This is a genomic window from Pseudoalteromonas sp. KS88, from assembly GCF_004766475.1.
In the GTDB taxonomy this organism is placed as follows: Bacteria; Pseudomonadota; Gammaproteobacteria; order Enterobacterales; family Alteromonadaceae; genus Pseudoalteromonas.
Genome location: NZ_PYHV01000006.1, coordinates 107069 through 122829, shown reverse-complemented (window position 1 = coordinate 122829; position 15761 = coordinate 107069). Strand labels below are relative to the sequence as shown.

Sequence of the window (15761 nt, the reverse complement as noted above, 5' to 3'; positions counted from 1 at the left end):
CTCATTTTGTTCTCATTCATTTCTATTTGTGCAAGTAGCTTGTTAGGCGGTTTTCGCAACGCCAATGGTGTTTTTATAATTAAAGAAAAAGGGTGTCCAATGACCAAAAAAATTGTCCATGTAGCTGTTGGTGTGATCAAGGCAGGTAATACATTATTTATCTGCAAGCGACCTGACGACAAGCACCAAGGGGGTTTGTGGGAATTTCCAGGTGGTAAGGTAGAAAGCGGTGAGAGTGTGTTTGAGGCCCTTAAACGTGAATTACACGAAGAGGTTGCGCTTACTATAAACAGCTCAAGCGAACTAATGGTCATAGAGCATGACTATGGCGATAAATGTGTAAAGTTAGCTGTGCATTTGGTCACAGATTTTAGTGGTGATGCTCATGGCGCTGAAGGCCAAAAAAGTGCGTGGGTTGAAATAGCCAAACTAGATGAATACAACTTTCCAGCCGCTAATGTTGATATAATCAATAAGCTTAAGTCACTTGGCTAAAGCATAGGTTTACAAGGTTAAAGCGAATAAGCCACAAGTTACTTGTGGCTTTAAATTTATTTATAAATATTCAAACACTTTGATAACGCGCTCTACGCCAGATACGTTTCGAGCGATATTCACAGCAGCATTTGCCTCTGTATCACTTACTAAGCCCATCAAAAAAACTTCGCTGTTTTCAGTTACCACTTTAATGTTATTACTACTGATGTTTTCAGCAGTGAGTAACTGAGTTTTAACTTTTGATGTTAACCACGAATCATGTGTTTTCGTGCTAATACTGATATTAGAGCCAATTCTAATTTGGTTGTGAATTTTACGAATGCCTTGAATGTTTTCAACCGCTTGCATGGCTTCGTTTTTCATTTCTTGCGTGGCTACTTGGCCAATCAGCAATACAATCCCGTTAACACTAATGGCGTTGAGGTTTGCGTGATCTTTTAAGCGCTGTACGTCGTTGATGGCAATACCACTTTTAATTTCAATGTTACTGTCGTCAATCTGTGAGCCGATGGTACGGCGATCATTCGCGGCTGTTACGGCGCCTGCGGTACCAACCACAACAGCAGCGGCACAACCTTGCAGCAATAAAACGGTACTAATAATAATAAGAGACTGCTTGAGCATTAACTTTCATCCTGCGGAAATAGGGTTAAATCAATAAGCTCACTTAAACAATGTAAATTTACTAAGTGAGATTCAATAATACGACTTGGACGTTTTGAGGGAACACGTATTTCTACATCATTAGCGCCTAACAACCCCACGAGTTCACCTCCGTCATCGCCTACCATAACTATGACCTTCATATCTTTGGTAAGTGCAGCTTCAACGGCAGAAATTATATTTTTTTCATTCCCATTGCTGGCTAACACCAACAATAAATCACCTTGGTGTGCAAAAGCTCTAATTTGACGCGCGAATGTCTCGTGGTCTTCACTTTGGTTGTTTTGGCCTAAGTTAATGTGCTCCTGCGAGAGCGCAATGGCTGGCAAGCACGGGCGTTCAGTTTCGTAAAAGTTGATAAGTACGCCAGCCATGTGCTGTGCAAGCATGTGACAACTTGCAGTGCCACAACAAATCAACTTATTACCATTAATAAGGCTCTGTGCAATAGTAAATGCAGCGGATTCCAATGCGCTTGGTAGTACTTCACCTGCCGCAATTTGTACTTGAATGCTTTCTTTAAAAATTTCTTTTATAGTGTCTTGCATATTAAAATACGTTTTTTATCCAATTAAGTTGTTGCGATGTGTCGCCAGTTATTGCGACAAAATCGATTCTTAGCGGCTGGTTTGTTAGCTTTTTTGCCGCTAAATAATGATAAATAGTGCGCTTTAGACGCTGTTGCTTTTGTTTTCCTAACGCATGAATAGCACCGCCTTTTACGTTGCTACTGCGAAATTTAACTTCAACAAACACCAGAGTGTCTCCGTCACGCATTATCACATCTAGTTCACCATAGGGGCAGTTATAATTTCGCTCTATGGGAATTAACCCCTGCTGTTGTAAATATTTTTGAGCTTCTAGCTCGTAATATTGACCTTTTTCTCGGCTATTTTGCCACAGCTGCTTAAACCACGACATGACAACATCCTTGTTGGTTTTAGTAAATTATTCACCACTTGCAACTTGCATAAACAAAGGCACGGGGGCTTGTGTTTTAAGTTTTACAGGCTTTATTTGCTTATCTTTATATTGCGCCCAATTTAATTGACGATTAATTTGGCCGTCACTGGTAATACTCAATTGGCCGGTTAAACCTGCATACTGTTTTCCAGGAAACACTCTCAGCTGGTTTAGATCATCAAGTAAGGAGACTGAATCGTACGCCATCGCGAATAAACGCTGGCTAATATCTACTTGCTCAGGCCACAGTGAGTTATATTGTTGACGCAGTGTCTGATTTGCAATTTGACCACTTAGCATCCAAGGTAATTCAGTAAAATATAGACCATCAAGGTCACCTTTGTCAGTTCTATCTATTTGCTTACTATGACTTTTAGAGCTTGCATAAAGAGGAATACGATCGGCAAAGGTACTCACGTTCACATCTAAATAGGGTTTTATTAAGCGTGTTTCAGTCGCATCACCTAAGATATAAATTACATCGATATCTCTGCGCGAACGCGTTTCGCTTTCTACTTCTGTTTTAAATAATGCTTTCACACCTTTTATACGCTCTTTAGACTCAGCGACTTCAAGCAAACCTTTGATTGTATTTGGCATGTCTTTTTTGTCTTTATAAAGACCTACTTGCGGTTGGGTTTCGCTGTAGCGCTGCCATTGAACATTAAAGTAATCAACCAAGCGTTGACCAGCACTGTTATCTGGCGCAAGAAGCATAGGCTTTTGATAGCCCTGCGCCAAAAAGTGTTCTAACGCTTGTTGTACTTCATGCTCTGGGTTTAATGCAAAAAAGTAATGTTGAGCTGAAGTTCGCTCGCCTTCAATCGCGTTTAAATGCAACGTAGGATAGCTTTTCAACGATTGCTCGTTTGTCAGTTTATCTATATTTACTTTAAGTAGCGGGCCAATTACAAAGTTGGGCTGTATTTCATTTAGTTTGGCGTTAATTTCTGATGTGCTTAGCATTTCATCAATAAAAGTGGTTTCATTTATTTCACTATTATCGAGCGCACCTAGTATACCTGCTTTTAATGCATCACCTAATCGTTCATTTGCACCTGACTGGGGGAGTAATACTACTAAACGTTTTATATTTAGCGGCTCAGCTGCTAGCAGTTCGGCGTCTTTCTCTGGTAAAACCGCCGATGCAGGGTGGCCAGGGTAACGTCTTTGCCAGTTGTTGATTGCTTGGTCGAGCTCAACCGGTGCCCCCGAATATACTTGGTGGTATAACGCTAAATTAACCCAGCCTTGTTGAACAACCGAACCACGATTAAAGCGTTCTAAAGCATAAGAAGATAGCTGCTGTAAGTTTTGCCATAGCGCTTGATTTAAACCTGGAATAGTTAAATTACTTTTGCTCGCTGTTTCAGATGCTTTAAAAAAATAGGGCACGGCTTTTTTCGGTAACTCTTGTGATGTATACACACTGCCCGTTAAATATTGGTGCCACGCATAGTGCTCAGCTTGAGTAAGCTGATTATTTAAAGTAGCTAGCATTTCGAGCGCTAAGCTGTTTTTGCCTTGTTGTTTTTGCGCAAATGCGATGTAAAGTTTGTTTTGAATTTGATCAACGCTGGGGGTTTGTTCAAGGTCAGTGCATATTTGCTCTAATAATGGCCAGCGCTGCTCTGTAATGGCAGCATCGCGTGCGCTATAAAGTAGCTGAATTTTATCTGCACCTTGGCGATTTAAGGCAAGTTGGTACATTGAGCGTGCATCAGTTGCTTGAATTTGTGCAGAACTATTCGCTGAACTAAGGTTTTCACTGGTTTTAGTCGGTTTTTCGGTTGTACTACAGGCCGATAACCCTGACAATATGATTAATAGACTAACAAGTTTAAGTCGCACAATGATTTCCCAATACGTTAACGCGATTTGCTTATATTACTGACTGACGCAGGAGACCTCAATGTTAAATGAGGAGAATTCAGATAAAATCGGCACTCTTTACATCGTTGCTACCCCAATTGGCAATTTTGACGACTTAAGCCAGCGCGCAATTGCGACACTATCTCAAGTTGACTTAATCGCTGCTGAAGATACACGCCACACTGGCAAGTTGCTCAGTCACTTTGGTATTAAAGCTAAAACCTTTGCTTTGCACGACCATAATGAAAAACAAAAAGCGCAGCAAATTATTGACCAGCTAAATCAAGGGTTAAATATTGCATTAGTTTCAGACGCAGGTACTCCGTTAATAAGCGACCCAGGCTATGCAGTTGTAAACTTATGCCGTGAACAAGGCGCGCATGTCACACCTGTGCCAGGTGCATGTGCTGCAATTACGGCAGTGTGCTGCTCAGGACTGCCCACTGATCGTTTTCAGTTCATTGGTTTTACTCCAGCTAAAAGTAAAGCGCGCCAAGATTTTTTCATTGAAGCAGTAAATTCAGGCATTACCAGTATTATGTATGAAAGTACGCACCGTATTATGGCCAGCCTCGATGACTTAGAGAGTGCCCTTGGCAGCGAGCAACAGGTGGTATTTGCCAAAGAGCTAACCAAAACCTTTGAAACCTTTTTTAATGGTACGGTAGCTGAGCTCAAGCAATTTTTAACCGACGACCCAACCAAGCAACGTGGTGAGATAGTATTGATGCTGCCAGGCAAACCAAAGCTAGTTGACGACATTCCACCCGAAGCACGTAAAATGCTGGCGCTACTTGAAAGCGAAATGCCAATGAAAAAAGCCTGCGGCATTGTGGCTGATTACTTTGGTATGAAGAAAAACGCTTTATATAAAACAATTATTGACGAAAAAGGTTAATTCTTTACTGCACGTAGCATTAAGCTCAGGTATACTGCGCGCCGAGTCAGCCAAGATAATCGCTGCCTGCAACGAAAATGCGCAGGGGGAGGAAAGTCCGGGCTCCACAGGGCAGAGTGCCAGCTAACGGCTGGGGGGCGTGAGCCCACGACAAGTGCAGCAGAGAGGAGACCGCCAACTTCGGTTGGTAAGGGTGAAAGGGTGCGGTAAGAGCGCACCGGGCCGCTAGTAATAGTCGGTTGCAAGGTAAACTCCACTCGGAGCAAGACCAAATAGGGTTCCTTATGGCGTGGCCCACGTTGGAACCGGGTAGGTTGCTTGAGCCATAGAGCGATTTATGGCCTAGACGAATGATTATCACTTTCTTCGGAAAGAACAGAACCCGGCTTATAGGCTGACTCACTCATTCAATAAAAAAGCCCGCAGTTAACGCTGCGGGCTTTTTTGTGTTTGAAGTTAAATGATATTACTGCCTTGCTCTGGATCGCGAGATTTTTCTGCTTGTTCTCGTATTTCGCCTGTGTCACTGCTGACATCATCAACACTTGATGCAGTAACTTGTGAAGTGTGCGGTTTTTTTGCCGATAAAGGGGTATTTCCTGTTTGACGAGACTCGCTTTTAGCTGGGTAAATATCTTCACCTTGGCTATTGAGTAATACACGTTCGCGGGCGTCATCTGGCATGCTAATGCCGTGTTCAGTAAACTCATTAACTAACTCACGCATTAATTGCGAGGCGACTTTTAATACACTGTGTTCTTCACTGTTGACCCAAAAGTAAATAGTAAAATTGAGCGTTGCCGAGCCTAGATCATTAATTAGCACTTGCGGGGTAGGATCATTTAATACTGCATTCTGATTACCAATGATTGTTAATGCCAACTGCTGGGCACTCTTTGTATCGTTATCGTAGCCAATACCTAACGTAAAGCTACCGCGCATTTTTGGGTTTGCGGTTAGGTTTTTAATCGTGTTTTTGTATACGGTGGCGTTGGGTATTTGAATGTGGTTGCCGTCAAAATCGACCAGCGTTGTGGCGCGTGCGGTGACCTTTTTAACAACACCTAAATGACCATTCACTTCAATGACATCATCTATTCTAAATGGTCGTTGCACACTCAGTAGTAAGCTAGAGATAAAGTTTTCAGCAATGTCTTTAAATGCAAACCCGAGTATTAAACCAACTAGCCCTGTACCACTCATTACAGCGACTGCAAATTCGGTTAACCCCGCCAAGCGAAGAAAAATATATAAGCCAAATAAAATGATAAGGGTACTTATAAAACGCCTTACTACCAAATGAAGTAAGCGACTTTCACTAACATACCCTAAAGGTTTTAGAAGCAGGTAAGACAAAGGGCGGGCAATAAAATAACTGCATGTGACAGCTAAAATACCTAATAAAATAGCGGGTAGCATTTGCCCTGCGGCGTGTAAAAACTGCACGACTTGACTTTGGATGACAGCGACAGTGGATTGCCAAGAATACGCAGCCGATGCTGCAGAGGTATCTTCAGATACGACTGTAACAATTTGATTTAAAATAACATATAAATTATTCACTGACTGTCCTTGTACTTTCTAACGTTTAATCTTAAGCGATATCTTTGCAATTAAAAGGCCAGTGTTACTTGGCAGGTATATTGCTGCGTTTTTAGTAAGTTCATTTGCAATGTATTTAAATGTACAGCAACCCGCTGCTATTGCGAGTGGCATTATGTAGAGAGTAAATTATGGCAAAAAATAAATATGGTTATCGGGCAGATTCACCTAGTAAAATCCCTTTGCGTGGCTGGTGGAGCATTGTAAAGCGCGTGTATGCAAATTCATCAAGAGATAACTTGTCGTTTGTGGCAGCAGGCGTTGCATTCTATGCATTGTTAGCTATTTTTCCCGCCATTGCAGCGTTAGTCTCTGTGTATGCTTATTTTTCATCTCCGGCTGAAATTACAGCTCATGTAAGTCAATTTATTACCTTGATACCGCCCAGCACGCGTGAAATCATCTTGCAGCAAGTAACCGATGTAAGTCAAAAATCACAAGCGACTTTGAGCTTCAGTGCGATCAGCACATTAATTTTGGCGGTGTGGAGTAGTAGCAAGGGCTCTCAAGCACTAATAACTGCGTGCAATATTACTTATCATGAGAAAAATAAACGTCAGTTTTTAATTGCGTTATTTATTAGGTTTGTATTTTCTGTTGGCGCTATTATGGTTGCTGTGATCGCCTTATTGATCATTGGTATTTTACCCGTTGTTTTAAATTTAGTTGGACTTACACAAGGTGTGGATCTTGTAATACAACTAATATCATGGCCATTTTTAGCAGTGATATTTAATGTTGCATTGGCGTGCCTATACCGTTATGCACCGCATCGCCGTGAGGCAAAGTGGCGATGGGTTACACCGGGTTCATTGTTTGCGACTGTATTGTGGATTTTGGCGTCTGTCGGGTTTTCATTTTATGTCGCTCAATTCTCCTCCTATAACGAAACGTATGGTTCACTAGGCGGTGTTGTTATCATGCTGATGTGGCTATATTTAAGTGCGTACATGATTATTTTTGGCGCAGCTTTTAATGCCAGTATTGAGCAGCAAACATTATGTGATAGCACTAAAGGTGATGACAGTGAGTTGGGTGAAAGGGGCGCTTATGTGGCCGACACCCTTACAAAACGTCAAAAAAAAGCAGCACGCCAATAAAACGGATGCAGATGATTAAGACTTTATAATCTAAGCCGCAGCATTTTTGTTACCAACATGGCGGTAGGAAAGGGGCGTAAGCAAGACGCGCAGCTTCGCTCGTTTTGACTTAGCCCACTAGGGTACAAACCTCACGCCGCGATTAAATCGCTCTTAGTATGAACAAATTTTAATCCGCTAGGGGTCAACTGACCCTCGCTATTAATTATGTTGTTTATTCACTAAGGCAATGAATTCTTTCTCAGGCAATGGTTTTGAAAACAAGTAGCCTTGCCCATAGTCACAGCCTAGTTGCAGCAATAAGTGGTGCTGTTCGCGAGTCTCAATTCCTTCTGCAATTACTTTTAAATTAAACTGATGAGCCATATTGATTAAGGCTTTACACAGAGCAAGTTGCTGATTCCCTTCTTTGATATCATCAACGAAGCATTTGTCTATTTTTAAATAATCGGCATCCATTTGCTGCAAATAAGCGAGGGACGAGTAACCCGTACCAAAATCATCGAGCGCCAGCTCCATACCTGAACGCTCTAAAGATTTAAGGCGCTGTTGTGTTAGAGGCTCTTGTGAAATCATCAGGCCTTCAGTGATTTCTGCTACGATAGCATTGAGAGGTAAATTGGCTTCGTGCAGTAGCTGCGGCCATTTATCTATGCCACTGTCTAAGCAACTGAACTGCACAGGGGATACGTTAACACTCAATTGAAAGCTGTTATCGATGCTGCGAAGAGTTTGCAGTGTTTGCAATGCCTTGGTAAATGCGAACTGACCAAGTGGATTGATGTATCTTGACTCCTCAGCGAGTGGAATAAATTGGGCTGGGCTAATAAGTCCTTGAACTGGGTGTTGCCAGCGCATTAATCCTTCAGCTTTGTGGATTTTCTCGGAGCTAAGATCGACAATTGGCTGATAATAAAGTTCGAATTCATGCTGCTCAATCCCGTAGCGCATGCTTTTTAGTAATTCCATTCTATGCTGTGCTTGTTCACGCAGTTTTAAACTAAAGAACTCGTAGCAATTGCGACCATTTTGCTTGGCTTGGAACATGGCCTGATCCGCGGCCTTGAGTAGTTGCTCACATGAGTCGCCATCCGTGGGGGCAATCGCAATACCGATACTCGCTGCAATAAAGATTTCTTCTTCTTCGAGCAGAAATGGTTGCGACATAGCTTGAAGTAGATCTTTAGCTACTTTTTTAATGTGATCTTCACTGATAATTTTTGTGTGCACGATAACAAATTCGTCACCACCAATTCGGGCCATAAAATCAATATCTTGATTTGTTTCATGTAGCCTGTGCGCAATCATTTTAAGTAATTCATCACCATAAAAATGGCCTAATGTATCGTTAATATCTTTAAAGTGATCAAGATCTAGCAACATGATAACCAGCGGCGAATCTTTACTGTAATTTTTACTCAATCGTTGATTTAATCGGTCCTTTAACTCAACTCTGTTTGGCAAATTGGTTAAATGATCAAAGTGTGTTTGATGCCATATTAATTCATCAGCTGCTTTTTTTTCTGTGATATCTGTAAAAATAGCCACGCGACGGTGAGGGTTGCCGTATTCGTCATAAACAGTATCTATCGTTAGCCATTCAGTAAAAAGCTCACCATCTTTTCGTCTATTTTGTATTTCACCTTGCCAACGACCTGACTGCTCAATCATTTGCCACATTTCTTTGTAGAAAGACTTTTTGTGTCTTCCTGAATTTAAAATGGAAATGGGTTTACCCAGTACTTCGTCTTTACGGTATTGAGTGACCTCGCAAAAAGCAGGGTTAACATCTAATATAATGGCGTTCGGATCGGTGATAACCATACCTTCACTGCTATTTGCATAGACTAAAGAGGCAAGGTTAGAGGCTTTTTCAGCATGTTTTCTAGAGGTGATATCTTGGAGTACCAGAGTGTATTCGTTGCTATTAGGTTTAGCGCTAATTCTTACCTCGTAAACGTGCTTTGGGTTCTCATCTGAGTCTTGTAATTCAAATTGCGCTGTCTCTTTGCCTGTCGGTAAGTTTTGTAGTAATTGTTTGCTTTTCTCTTCGTCGAGTAAATCGCGTAAATGCAGTTTGGAATTAGCATAAACAGGTTTATTTAAGCGTGAAACTTGCCCCCCTAAATTAAGCACATCACCATGGATATTAATACGGATATAAATATCAGGTAATGCACTGAGTAAGCTACTTAGCTCGCTATGCTGGCGCTTTACATGTGCTTCAGCGGCTAAGCGTGTTTGCGCCATTTCTTCGAAGTGTTCGTATAGAGAGTTGAGCTCAGGGCTTTTTAGGCTAAATTGTTTTGGTAGATATCCTTTGGCAAGCTCTTGAATGGCGCAAGTTAGTTGTTTTAATGGGGTAAGTATTGCTTTTTTTAATCGCAAGTGAGCAAACACACACATTATCGAAATAATTATAATGAACGTGATTAGGGCATTAATAAAAAGCTGGTTTGCATTTTCAATCTCTTTATCAAAAGGGATAGCAATATAGGCATTGAGCGTGTTATTAACTTCATCTTTGTACATTTGTTGTTTATGGAGTACGTGATTAACGCCGTTAAAATCAACAATGTTGTTAAAGCCTGATGTTGCATCACTGAAACCGTATTCGCTGATGTTTTTGCCAAACCTTTTTGCATCGTAGGGGGAATTAGCCAAAACCCGGTTGTGGCTGTCGGTAATTATCGCAAGCGTGCCTTGAGGAAGGTGAAAGCTTGCCAGTTTTTTACTCCACCAATCCAAAGTAATAACACTCACTACTACGCCGTAGGGGGTCTGATTTTCATCAAGCAGTGGGTAGGCAAAATTAACTGTGAGGGTATCTAAACTTCGATCTTTTTGAAAAAAACCGATCGCAAAATCTTTCGTAGCAAGGGCGTTTTTAAAATATTGACGATCACTAATATTGATGTTCTTGTTCATACCACTTAATAAACAGCGTGGCTCTCCTGTTAAATCAATGATCCCAATATTGGCTATTTCCAGGTTAAGCGCACTTATTTTTTTTAAATAGGCTGGGCATCCCTTTTTTAGTGGGGCTGAAAAATCATCCAATCTTGCAAGTTGAACAGTAAAATTCTTTACTTCATTTAATAAGCCTGCTTGCTGTGTAGTAAGTTGCTGTGCAATAGCAAGTGCTTGCATACGGCTTTCTTTGAGTACATTTTCTTTTGCATACCAAAGGCTAAATAAAATAGCCACAATGCCAGGTAGGCTTAATAAAATGAATAAGCGATAAAGACGAGTTTGTAATGATAAAGATAAGATAACGATACTCTTTATTATTTTCATTTGGTACAAAATTGTATCTAAAAAACTAAAAAATAACCATATAATATATAAGGTTATTTACCATTCTGTTTAAACGAATGATTGATACTATTTTATGCAATGGTTGTTTTTCGTTTATGTGCATATTATTAATCATAGTTAAGCATATGAGAGCAATCATGCAAATATTAAATATCCTATCAAGTTACGCTACCAGTGATGGTGATGGAGTCAACATTAGCCGTATTCCTGGCTTTGATGGCAAGCACCTAAACCCTTTTTTAATGATTGATGAATTAAAGTCGAACGATCAAAATGATTTTATGGGTGGGTTCCCTGCACACCCGCACCGCGGGATTGAAACTTTTACCTATATCATTAAAGGTGGTTTTGAACATCAGGATCAAATGGGGAATAAAAAAGCTATTCGTGCGGGAGATGTACAGTGGATGAGTACAGGCTTTGGGGTTATTCACAGTGAAATGCCACTGGCAGATGCAAAAGAAGGTATGCACGGCTTTCAAATTTGGCTCAATATGCCAAGCGCAGATAAGTTAAGAGCGCCAAAATACCAAGACACAACAACTTCGCCTGCACCCGTGAAGCAAGATGAGCAAGGCGTTAAGTTAACTGCATTAGCAGGCAGTTGGCAGTTTGCTGATGAGCAGCAAATTTCAAGCCTACAAGATTTAGCGGCTAATGGCATGTTGGCTGATGTGACATTACCTGCAAATACTCAGTTTACACATGCGCCTTTAGCTCAATCAAAAGTTATGATTTATGTTCATACAGGCGAGATTGATACGGAGCAAGCGGGAACGGTTAAAGCTGGGAGCTTGCTTATTTTACAGCCAAACAGTGCTATTGCTTTTAGCTCAAGCAAGGGCGCGGGTGTATTGTTGCTTGCGGGTGAGCCGCTTAACCAACCAATTGCACACATGGGACCGTTTGTTATGACTACCCAAGCTGAGTTGCAACAAGCCGTTCGAGATTATCAATCCGGTAAATTTGGTACTTTATAGGAGATTATTATGGGCTTACTTGTCGATGGTCAGTGGCATGATAAATGGTACGACACTGATAATAACCAAGGTGAATTTAAACGTGAAGCAGCTCAACTACGCAATTGGGTGACACCTGATGGCAGTGCTGGAAAAACAGGGGACGCTGGCTTTAAAGCTGAAAAAGGACGCTATCACTTGTATGTGTCACTTGCGTGTCCATGGGCACACCGTACGCTTATATTTCGTCATTTAAAAGGGCTTGAAGATTACATTAGCGTATCTGTTGTAAGCCCTGATATGCTTGAACATGGATGGACATTTGATAAATCTAATCACAGTTCGGGTGATGATTTATTCGATAAAGCTTATATGCATCAAATTTATACAGCGCATAAAGCTGATTATTCAGGCCGCGTGACTGTTCCTGTGTTGTGGGATAAAAAGACCAATCGTATTGTCAGTAATGAGTCTGCCGAGATTATTCGTATGTTTAACTCAGCATTTGACGGATTAAACGGGAATACCTTGGATTTCTATCCGCATGAATTGCGCTCTCAAATAGACGAGGTAAATGACTTTGTTTATCACAACATCAATAATGGGGTATACAGAGCTGGGTTTGCGACGACACAGCAGGCATACACTGACGCTTTTGATGATTTATTTAGCGCGCTTGATAGCATAGAAGCTCGCCTAGAAAAAAACCGTTATTTAGTGGGGGATACGCTCACTGAAGCTGATTGGCGTTTATTCACGACTCTAATCCGATTTGATAGTGTGTATGTTGGTCACTTTAAATGTAATTTACGCACCATTGAAAGCTACCCTGCAATGAGTAATTACTTGCGTGAGCTATATCAAATTGCTTCAGTAAAGGAAACGGTTGATTTTTATCATATTAAACGTCATTACTATTTTAGCCATACAATGATTAACCCAACGCAAGTAGTACCCAATGGTCCTTATATAGATTATCTAGAGCCACATAACCGAGATTAAATAAAAGAGCTACGAGCATTCATTGTTCGTAGCTTTTCATTACCTTGGTGATGGTCTCAATACCAAACATCACTTTTTGTACAAATGATTCAGCGCTTTTAACTAAATTAAAGTTAGGATGTTGAGACCAAATTGCTTGTAACTTGTTGTCGATTAATATGGCTTGTTTGTCAGATTCGTTTCGTACGGGGTTATTGCTATCAATGCTTTGCCCTGATTTAGCTGCTGTTTCAAAAAAAATGACAGCGTCGTATTGTGTAAGTTCTGTTTGCAAATCCGTGTTAAGGCAATCAAAAAAATCGCTAGTTTCATCAGGCCAATAAGCTAAACCATCTAAACTACCACGGTCACACAGCATTAAGCGGTTTGGATGTTCGGTACGTTGAATATGTTCTAGATTTTTTTGTAGATTGAATATGGCTTGCTGATGGGATTTTATAAGGTGTGGTTCGTTGTTTCGTTTGATCCCTCCGCTAAATAACATAGTCGCGGATTCAGGGACTACAACTATTTGTTTAGAAAACTCTCGGCGTAATAAATCAATTGCTGTGGTTTTCCCGCCGCCAGGACCACCTGTTAATACGATGCGCTTTTTCAATTTATTTAACTCATACACAAATGTAATAGCTGTACGGTAATAAAATAAAGTAAAGATGAGAAGCCTAAATAGGCACTTTACTGATACGGATCATATAAAGTAACTGAATACTGGATAATAAACCTATCTCTAGCAATATTTATAATGCTTTTCGTTGCAATGAATTATTAAATTCAATTCGCTAAAGCTAAAACCTCCAACTGAAAGTGATTAACTATGTTTGTCCTCTAATACCATTTTAGTTGGTGCATACTTTAGCTAGGCTCGGGTTAAATAAACCGTAAAAGCCAAGTAAACTTACTGAGCTTACTCAGTTTACTTTGGTTTGAGTCATTGTTTTTCAATGCTTGGTAACCTGCACCAGCTGTAAATGCACTGGCAATACCAACGTTGGTAACTGCAAAGCGCTTAAGCCGGTAGTTTAAGGCTTGGTGATGCTGACGCTTGAGCTCGTCGCGCAAATCCATTTTTTCAGTGAGTTCTTCCACCCTTCGCTGTGGCTTATTAATGAAGTAATCAATGATCATGAGTCATCCTTATTAATGTTTAATAGCTGACGAAGACTGCGGAGCGATTTATCGAACCCGATTTTACCGCTGATATACCCTATGTTTTTCCAAAGCCAAGTAAGACAAAGAAGCTGTAATGAAATCAAAGATCCCGCTGTTAACCATAAAGATTCGCTGAAGGCGAAAATAGCGATGCCTATTGTTGCAAGTAACCCAGCCCAAAGCAGCACCAACCCGCCGGCAAAACATACCAACAAAATAATGGTAAGCGCTAGTGAGCGTGTTGAAAGGTGCCATTCGGCAGCTGCAATGTTTTTACAGGTCTTAGCTTGTGAGTGATAATCACTATAAAGTTGCTTTGAATAATCTGAAATCTTCTCGAGGTGAACTTGCCACTGGTCAGCCGTATTAGGTTGATCAGTGGCATGTTGCTGTTTCTCACTTGCGTGTTGAGAATGAGACATGATTGAGCTTACTTACGGTTAAATAATGCAGTAACTAACATGCCCGCAGCAAATGCGATTCCTGCTGTTGCAAGCGGATTCTCAGAGGCTAGTTGGCGTGTTTTACCACTGTACTGTGTGATTTTTTCGCGGGCAATTTGCTGCTTCTCTGACAATGTTTCAGCAGAGCTAGTAGCACCTTCACGAATACTTTGTTCTGCGGTTGCGGCTCTTGTTGATAATGCGTCAACTGCGCTGTGTGCAGCAGAGGTTGCTTTTTCTGTAAGCGGAGCTTCGCTTGTTGGTAAAGTAGGATCTACTTTACTGTTAGTTGAAACTGACGCTTTTGAGTTAGTAGCTGCTGTAGCCATAATATTCCTTCCTTAAATAATTAAAAACAAGTGTGTCTAATTACCAGCAGTTTCCATACCAATAAACTAAGTTGTTTACATTCAGTTGCTTATGGTTTTTTGTTGTAAGATTGCTAATATTTTAAAACTCTTAACAGTAATAATTACAGGTCGATTAAGTAATCTTTACAACAGATAAAATCGGTACGTTAATGAGGTTGATTATTTGTAATTATTCATCGTTTATTCAGTAACCAGCCTTGGGGCCTTAGTTAGCTTGATCTACAGAAAAAAATATTTTTTTATTGTATTCCACTTTTTCCCACATAATTCAGTAGCTTTGCGCTAGGCCTTATTTTTTCTGGCTTGCACAGTCAACTATAGAGTTTTGCTGACTTGACAAAATGGCTTGTCAAGCCCTAAACTGGAGCACTGTGGTAAAAAGTGGTTTTTAGTGGATCAAATTGGATCAAAACTAATTTTAGCCAGTTAATAACAAAATTTTCTGTAGGCTTTTATGTTTCGCGGTGCGAGTTCGCTCAGTATGGATGACAAAGGACGCTTTGCGGTACCAACCAAGTATCGAAACGATCTGCTGTCTGAAGATATGGGCACTGTGATTTGTACCATCGCGTTGAATGAGCCTTGCTTATGGTTGTACCCACTTGCTCAGTGGCAAGATATAGAAGAGCGGCTTGCGAAAATTTCTAATATGAATCCACGAGCTAGGCGCATGCAACGCATGTTATTAGGAAATGCAACAGAATACCAACTCGACAAAAATGGCCGAATTTTGCTGGCACCGTCACTACGTGCCCATGCTGATTTAGGCAAAAAGATAATGTTAGTTGGGTTGATGAACAAATTTGAGATCTGGGATGAAGAGCGCTGGAATGAACAGATGCGTAAAGACACTGAAATTGAAATGCTCGGTGATTTTGAATCAAGCCCAGATCTAGACAACTTCTCACTTTGAGTAGCTAATA

16 protein-coding genes and 1 other RNA gene are annotated in these 15761 nt (G+C 40.7%); 7 read left to right on the top strand and 10 right to left on the bottom strand.

Annotated features, from left to right (window positions below; genetic code table 11):
• Positions 1-99 precede the first annotated feature (99 nt).
• On the top strand, positions 100-495 hold the full coding sequence (gene mutT, locus C7Y70_RS03485) for an 8-oxo-dGTP diphosphatase MutT (protein ID WP_135473375.1): 396 nt from the start codon (positions 100-102) through the stop codon (positions 493-495).
• A 60-nt stretch (positions 496-555) separates the two neighbouring features.
• On the opposite strand, the gene dolP is transcribed toward mutT, so the two are convergent.
• From dolP to C7Y70_RS03465, 4 genes are read right to left on the bottom strand one after another with little or no spacing between them, the layout of a single operon-like run.
• The gene (gene dolP, locus C7Y70_RS03480; protein ID WP_135473374.1) at positions 556-1122 is read right to left on the bottom strand and encodes a division/outer membrane stress-associated lipid-binding lipoprotein; all 567 of its coding nucleotides are present in this window, start codon (positions 1120-1122) and stop codon (positions 556-558) included.
• Positions 1122-1709 carry an SIS domain-containing protein gene (locus C7Y70_RS03475; protein WP_099296148.1) on the bottom strand — a complete coding sequence of 196 codons (588 nt, stop codon included), beginning with the start codon at positions 1707-1709 and terminating at the stop codon, positions 1122-1124. The genes dolP and C7Y70_RS03475 overlap by 1 nt, the downstream gene beginning before the upstream one ends.
• 1 nt (position 1710) lies before the next feature.
• A complete protein-coding gene (locus C7Y70_RS03470; RefSeq protein WP_135473373.1) occupies positions 1711-2082 on the bottom strand; it encodes a YraN family protein in 372 nt (123 codons plus the stop codon).
• Between the two features lie 27 nt (positions 2083-2109).
• Positions 2110-3975: a penicillin-binding protein activator gene (locus C7Y70_RS03465; RefSeq protein WP_135473372.1), complete on the bottom strand. Its 1866-nt coding sequence runs from the start codon at positions 3973-3975 to the stop codon at positions 2110-2112.
• A gap of 61 nt (positions 3976-4036) precedes the next feature.
• Between C7Y70_RS03465 and rsmI the strand changes: the two genes are divergently transcribed.
• Together rsmI and rnpB are read left to right on the top strand one after the other, a co-directional pair.
• Positions 4037-4894: a 16S rRNA (cytidine(1402)-2'-O)-methyltransferase gene (gene rsmI, locus C7Y70_RS03460; RefSeq protein ID WP_099296151.1), complete on the top strand. Its 858-nt coding sequence runs from the start codon at positions 4037-4039 to the stop codon at positions 4892-4894.
• Positions 4895-4936: 42 nt separating this feature from the next.
• Positions 4937-5300: RNase P RNA component class A (gene rnpB, locus C7Y70_RS03455), an RNA gene on the top strand.
• A gap of 50 nt (positions 5301-5350) precedes the next feature.
• On the opposite strand, the gene C7Y70_RS03450 is transcribed toward rnpB, so the two are convergent.
• Entirely contained in the window at positions 5351-6457 is a 1107-nt protein-coding gene (locus C7Y70_RS03450; protein WP_245321344.1) for a mechanosensitive ion channel family protein, read from the bottom strand.
• Between the two features lie 170 nt (positions 6458-6627).
• Between C7Y70_RS03450 and C7Y70_RS03445 the strand changes: the two genes are divergently transcribed.
• Entirely contained in the window at positions 6628-7596 is a 969-nt protein-coding gene (locus C7Y70_RS03445) for a YihY/virulence factor BrkB family protein (protein ID WP_135473371.1), read from the top strand.
• Between the two features lie 201 nt (positions 7597-7797).
• Here C7Y70_RS03445 and C7Y70_RS03440 read toward each other — a convergent pair whose 3' ends face one another.
• Positions 7798-10893, bottom strand: a complete 3096-nt coding sequence (locus C7Y70_RS03440; protein WP_210114654.1) for an EAL domain-containing protein — start codon at positions 10891-10893, stop codon at positions 7798-7800.
• A 158-nt stretch (positions 10894-11051) separates the two neighbouring features.
• Here C7Y70_RS03440 and C7Y70_RS03435 point away from each other — a divergent pair, with 158 nt between their 5' ends.
• Positions 11052-11894: a pirin family protein gene (locus C7Y70_RS03435; protein ID WP_135473370.1), complete on the top strand. Its 843-nt coding sequence runs from the start codon at positions 11052-11054 to the stop codon at positions 11892-11894.
• 9 nt (positions 11895-11903) lie between these two features.
• Complete coding sequence (locus C7Y70_RS03430; RefSeq protein ID WP_135473369.1) at positions 11904-12875, top strand: glutathione S-transferase family protein; 972 nt, start codon at positions 11904-11906, stop codon at positions 12873-12875.
• Between the two features lie 19 nt (positions 12876-12894).
• On the opposite strand, the gene C7Y70_RS03425 is transcribed toward C7Y70_RS03430, so the two are convergent.
• The 4 genes from C7Y70_RS03425 to C7Y70_RS03410 form a co-directional block, all read right to left on the bottom strand.
• A complete protein-coding gene (locus C7Y70_RS03425) occupies positions 12895-13473 on the bottom strand; it encodes an AAA family ATPase (protein WP_245321342.1) in 579 nt (192 codons plus the stop codon).
• A gap of 269 nt (positions 13474-13742) precedes the next feature.
• Positions 13743-14000, bottom strand: a complete 258-nt coding sequence (locus tag C7Y70_RS03420; RefSeq protein ID WP_135473367.1) for a hypothetical protein — start codon at positions 13998-14000, stop codon at positions 13743-13745.
• Positions 13997-14446, bottom strand: coding sequence for a hypothetical protein (locus C7Y70_RS03415; RefSeq protein WP_135473366.1), 450 nt, complete (start codon positions 14444-14446; stop codon positions 13997-13999). The genes C7Y70_RS03420 and C7Y70_RS03415 overlap by 4 nt, the downstream gene beginning before the upstream one ends.
• Positions 14447-14454: 8 nt before the next feature.
• The gene (locus C7Y70_RS03410) at positions 14455-14796 is read right to left on the bottom strand and encodes a DUF883 domain-containing protein (RefSeq protein WP_099296157.1); all 342 of its coding nucleotides are present in this window, start codon (positions 14794-14796) and stop codon (positions 14455-14457) included.
• A gap of 496 nt (positions 14797-15292) precedes the next feature.
• Here C7Y70_RS03410 and mraZ point away from each other — a divergent pair, with 496 nt between their 5' ends.
• Positions 15293-15751, top strand: a complete 459-nt coding sequence (mraZ, locus tag C7Y70_RS03405) for a division/cell wall cluster transcriptional repressor MraZ (protein WP_135473365.1) — start codon at positions 15293-15295, stop codon at positions 15749-15751.
• Positions 15752-15761: the final 10 nt, after the last annotated feature.